5 protein-coding genes are annotated in these 4643 nt (G+C 41.0%); 3 read left to right on the forward strand and 2 right to left on the reverse strand.

The features are described from left to right. Window positions 1-11 precede the first annotated feature (11 nt). Window positions 12-1004, forward strand: coding sequence for an RNA ligase (ATP) (locus NJ959_RS25865; RefSeq protein ID WP_254014635.1), 993 nt, complete (start codon window positions 12-14; stop codon window positions 1002-1004). Window positions 1005-1263: 259 nt separating this feature from the next. Here the strand turns inward: NJ959_RS25865 and NJ959_RS25870 are convergent, their stop codons facing one another. Both NJ959_RS25870 and NJ959_RS25875 read right to left on the reverse strand, forming a co-directional pair. Then, window positions 1264-1476 (reverse strand): type II toxin-antitoxin system HicA family toxin, encoded by a 213-nt coding sequence (locus tag NJ959_RS25870; protein ID WP_254014636.1) that lies wholly within the window; start codon window positions 1474-1476, stop codon window positions 1264-1266. A gap of 10 nt (window positions 1477-1486) precedes the next feature. Continuing rightward, window positions 1487-1687, reverse strand: a complete 201-nt coding sequence (locus NJ959_RS25875; protein WP_254014637.1) for a type II toxin-antitoxin system HicB family antitoxin — start codon at window positions 1685-1687, stop codon at window positions 1487-1489. Between the two features lie 300 nt (window positions 1688-1987). Here NJ959_RS25875 and NJ959_RS25880 point away from each other — a divergent pair, with 300 nt between their 5' ends. Next, window positions 1988-2782 carry a TVP38/TMEM64 family protein gene (locus tag NJ959_RS25880; RefSeq protein ID WP_254014638.1) on the forward strand — a complete coding sequence of 265 codons (795 nt, stop codon included), beginning with the start codon at window positions 1988-1990 and terminating at the stop codon, window positions 2780-2782. Between the two features lie 223 nt (window positions 2783-3005). Continuing rightward, window positions 3006-4550 (forward strand): mercuric reductase, encoded by a 1545-nt coding sequence (locus NJ959_RS25885; protein WP_254014639.1) that lies wholly within the window; start codon window positions 3006-3008, stop codon window positions 4548-4550. Window positions 4551-4643 lie beyond the last annotated feature (93 nt).

Here is a 4643-nt window from a genome sequence, read left to right on the forward strand (position 1 = left end):
ATTAATTACCAATGAGCATATTTAAAGTAGAAGTCGTCAAAATTAACAGCATTATTAATCACCCTAATGCTGACAGATTGGAAATCGCTACCTTGGCAGGAATGGCTTATCAAGTTATCGTCGCTAAGGGTAGTTTTCAACCGGGAAATTTGGCATTTTATTTTCCGATTGATAGTGTTATTCCTGAAGATTATCTGGATAAATTTGGGATTCGTCCTCACTATTCCAAGAAATTGCGGGCTGCCAGACTGCGGGGTATTTTCTCTGAGGGATTACTTATTCCTGTGGGGGATAATTTTACTGGAAATGTGGGTGATGATTACACCGAACATTTTGGGGTAACTAAGTATGAATATCCCATACCCATAGGGATGAATGGGGATATGGAGAGCCATATTGGACAGTATAAGTTTCCTAGTCCAGAAAACCTGAAGCGATATAAAGATATTTTGCAAGAAGGGGAGGAAGTAGTAGTAACTGAGAAGTTACATGGGACTTGCTGGACTGTTGTGGTGGATGGGGATGGTACAATCCATTTGGGCAGTCACAATTATTTCTGGAAGAATACTGAGAAGAATAAGGATTTGGTTTATGTTCGGGCATATAATCAGAATCCAGTTTTGCATAATTTGCCAGCTAATACGCAAATATTTGGCGAGATATATGGCGTACAGGATATTAAGTATGGACTGAAGAATGGTAAGATAGGAATTGCTATTTTTGCGGTCAAGAGTAATGGTAGATTTCTGGATTATGGTGAATTTGTCAGCTTTTGTGAAGAGTTCAATTTACCGATAGTGCCCGTACTGTATCAAGGAGCTTATAGCTGGGAGGCTGTGGCTCAATTTAACAATGCCAATAGCGTACTCAGTCCTGAGTGTATAATGGAAGGTGTGGTAGTACAACCTTTAGTTGAACGGACTACTCCAGAAATTGGTAGAGTAGTGATGAAATTGATTAGCGATCGCTATTTACTCCGCAAAGATGGCACTGAGCTACATTGATGGAGATAAACTCAGGGCGATGAATCGCCCACTACAAACCGGGTAAAAAGGTAAGTAAAAGTTCGTAGTAGGCGATTTATCGCCTATGACAAGCCCAGATAGTTGGATGGGCGATGAATCGCCCACTACAAACCCAGCTAGTCGGGAGGAGAATGTTGAGGGTTTTATTTCAACTAAGACTAAGACTGGCAATAGAGTGGTAATCGCAATTACCAGGTTAAATTGTTTCACATATTTCATCATTTTCATTAATTTGCTGTTAGAGTAGTTTGCGGAATTCTTCAACAGTTAATCCAGCATCTTGAATAATCCCGCCCATGGTGAAAGCTTTAATCGGATTATTTCGGGGAATCGTTACTTGGCGAACTCCATCACTCATGACAATATGCTTGCTTTGTCGAACAATTCTGAATCCTACCTTTTCCAAAACCCGTACTGCTTGAAGATGGTTAATACCAGCCAGTTTAGGCATAGCTACTTTACTATACCTCCAGCACTTCAATTTCACGAGTTTCTACACCTTGCAACCTATCCTCTAGTGCTGCCAGGTATTCTTGAATAGCATCTTGGATGTTAACTAATGCTTCTGCTTCTGTATCCCCTTCGGACCAACAACCGGGAAGGGCTGGTACAGAAACGCTAATTCCTTCTTCCGATCGGTAAATAGCAATTTTGTACTTCATACTTTAATTGGTGCTACATTCCTATAGACTAGGATAGCACTGATATTCCTTCTCTCTCGCCAGGGCAGGGTGGACATTTCAGTTTATATCGGGGAATCCTCATCCTACAACTCTATTTATTCAGATAACTTTTGTCAGATTCTCAGCTAATTTTCAGGAAATCAAGGGACGATTGTAATCGTGAAGTGGCAGCCAAACAGGATTGCTAGTCATTTCCGATTGCCCAATGGCAGATAAAACCTAAAATAGGTGTCTATTATAAGATAATAGCTCTCAAATTGAAGGGAAGGAGATTAATTGATGACGGAGACAAGGAAGCCACAAGCCCAGGGGAGAAACCTGAATAAGCTGTATCAGTTATTTGGATTAATATTTCTAGCAGTTAGCACCACCTTACTTGTTGCTGTTGCGCCCGCTTTAGCACAAGAAGCTACCAATGGTGTAAGTTTCAATCCTCAAGAATTGTTACGAAATGCCCTATTATCAATTCAAAACTTGGGGGCAGTTGGTGCGATCGCGTTTATTGCTCTCTATATTATCGCAACGGTGGCTTTTTTGCCAGGATCGATAGTTACTTTAGGCGCTGGTGTTGTTTTTGGTGTTATTTTAGGTTCCCTATACGTCTTGATTGGTGCGACACTGGGCGCAACTGCTGCTTTTTTAGTCGGGCGTTATTTGGCAAGGGGTTGGGTTGCTAATAAAATTGCAGGTAATGATAAATTTCGAGCCATTGATGAAGCTGTGGGTAAAGAAGGATTTAAAATAGTTCTCTTAACCCGACTCTCTCCCGTATTTCCTTTCAATCTTTTAAATTATGCTTATGGTTTAACCGGAGTTTCTCTTAAGGATTATTTTTTCGGTTCAGTTGGGATGATTCCGGGTACTATTATGTATGTTTACTTGGGATCTTTGGCAGGTAGTCTGGCAATGGTTGGCACTGATTCTCAACCTGGTAATCCAGCGGTACAGTGGGCGATTAGAATTCTTGGTTTTATCGCTACGGTTGGGGTAACCGTTTATGTTACTAAAATTGCTAAGAAAGCTTTAGATGAGAGTGTTTCTTCTGAAGGATTAAGGATTAAGGATGAAGGATGAAGGATTAAGGATGAAGGATGAAGGATGAAGGATGAAGGATGAAGGATGAAGGATGAAGGATGAATGGTGAAAAAAATATTTCTTTACCTACCTAATTAGAGAAGTAATAAATAATGACAAATAACCAATAACATCATCAAAAACTAACTAGGAGATTAAGCCCATTGCCCAACAAACAACAAACAACAAACAACAAACAACAAACAACAAACAACAAACAACCATGGCAAATACAGAAAGAGTTACGATGCCACCGATGGACGAATATAATCGCACTTTGATTAACTATGTCCATCCACCAGATTGGGTTAATCCTCAACCTGCAAGTTGTTACGATTTAGTAGTAATTGGTGCTGGCACGGCAGGATTAGTAGTAGCCGCAGGTGCAGCAGGTTTAGGGCTAGGTTTGAAAGTCGCATTAATTGAAAAGCATCTGATGGGTGGAGATTGTTTAAATGTTGGTTGCGTACCTTCTAAATGTATAATTCGTTCTTCTCGCGTGGTAGCAGAAATGCGAGAAGCTGGAAGATTTGGAATTATTACTCCAGAAAAGATTGAAGTAGACTTTCCTGCTGTGATGGCACGGATGCGGAAGTTAAGAGCGGGAATTAGTCATCATGATTCGGCGCAGCGGTTTCAAAATATTGGGGTTGATGTATTTTTAGGTAGTGCTAGTTTTTCTACTTCTAATACAATCAAGGTTGGGGATAAAATATTGCAGTTTAAGAAAGCTGTAATTGCTAGTGGAGCTAGGGCTGTTCGTCCGCAGATTGAGGGTATTGAAGATGCGGGTTATTTAACGAATGAAACGGTATTTTCTCTCACAGAGAAACCACAGAGATTAGCGGTAATTGGTGGGGGACCGATTGGTTGCGAGTTGGCCCAATCTTTCCATCGTTTGGGGTGTGAGGTTGTGCTATTTCATCGGGGTTCTCATCTTTTAAATAAAGAGGATGCAGATGGAGCAGAAATTGTCCAAAATGTCTTTATTAAGGAAGGGATTCGCTTAGTTTTGGGATGTAAAATGAATAGGGTGGAAATGACATCTGAAGGAAAAACACTCTATTTTAGTTGTGGTAATGAGGAGGAAGAATCCGTTACAGTTGATGAAATATTGGCGGGTGCGGGGCGTGCCCCGAATGTGGAGGGGTTGAATTTAGAGACAGTCGGGGTGGAGTATGATACCCGTAAGGGTGTATTTGTGAACGATTATTTACAAACTACTAATCCTAATATTTATGCTGCTGGTGATATTTGTATGGATTGGAAATTCACCCATGCGGCAGATGCGGCGGCGCGAATTGTAATTAAGAATACTTTGTTTTCTCCTTTTGGATTGGGCAGGTATAAACTGAGTAATTTAGTCATGCCTTGGGCTACTTATACAGATCCCGAAATTGCTCATGTGGGCTTGTATGAAGCTGAAGCGCAGGCTAAGGGAATTGAGGTGAATACGATAAAGATTCCTTTTAGTAGTGTAGATCGTGCGATCGCAGATGGGGAAGAGGAGGGTTTTGTCAAAATTCACCACAAGAAAGGCTCGGATGAAATTGTCGGCGGTACGATTGTCGCCCGTCATGCGGGTGAGATGATTAGTGAAATTACTACGGCAATTGTGGGTAAGGTTGGCTTGAGTAAGTTGAGTGGTGTTATTCATCCTTATCCAACTCAGGCGGAAGGAATTAAAAAAGCGGCTGATGCTTATCGCCGCACATTATTGACACCAACTAGTAAGAAATTATTGGGATTTCTGACTAAGTTTTCTTAGGGAATGGGTTTTTTGGTGTGGGTTTTTTGGTATAGGAAGACAAGGAAGACAAGGAAGACAAGGAAGACAAGGAAGACAAGGAAGACAAGGAAG

Source organism: Limnofasciculus baicalensis BBK-W-15, assembly GCF_024178385.1.
GTDB classification, from domain to species: Bacteria; Cyanobacteriota; Cyanobacteriia; order Cyanobacteriales; family Coleofasciculaceae; genus Limnofasciculus; species Limnofasciculus baicalensis.

Excerpts from the sequence above, each read along its gene's own strand:
- NJ959_RS25880 (WP_254014638.1), top strand. The coding sequence starts at position 1,988 with ATGACGGAGACAAGGAAGCCACAAGCCCAGGGGAGAAACCTGAATAAG.
- NJ959_RS25870 (WP_254014636.1), bottom strand. The coding sequence starts at position 1,476 with ATGCCTAAACTGGCTGGTATTAACCATCTTCAAGCAGTACGGGTTTTG.
- NJ959_RS25885 (WP_254014639.1), top strand. The coding sequence starts at position 3,006 with ATGGCAAATACAGAAAGAGTTACGATGCCACCGATGGACGAATATAAT.
- NJ959_RS25865 (WP_254014635.1), top strand. The coding sequence starts at position 12 with ATGAGCATATTTAAAGTAGAAGTCGTCAAAATTAACAGCATTATTAAT.
- NJ959_RS25875 (WP_254014637.1), bottom strand. The coding sequence starts at position 1,687 with ATGAAGTACAAAATTGCTATTTACCGATCGGAAGAAGGAATTAGCGTT.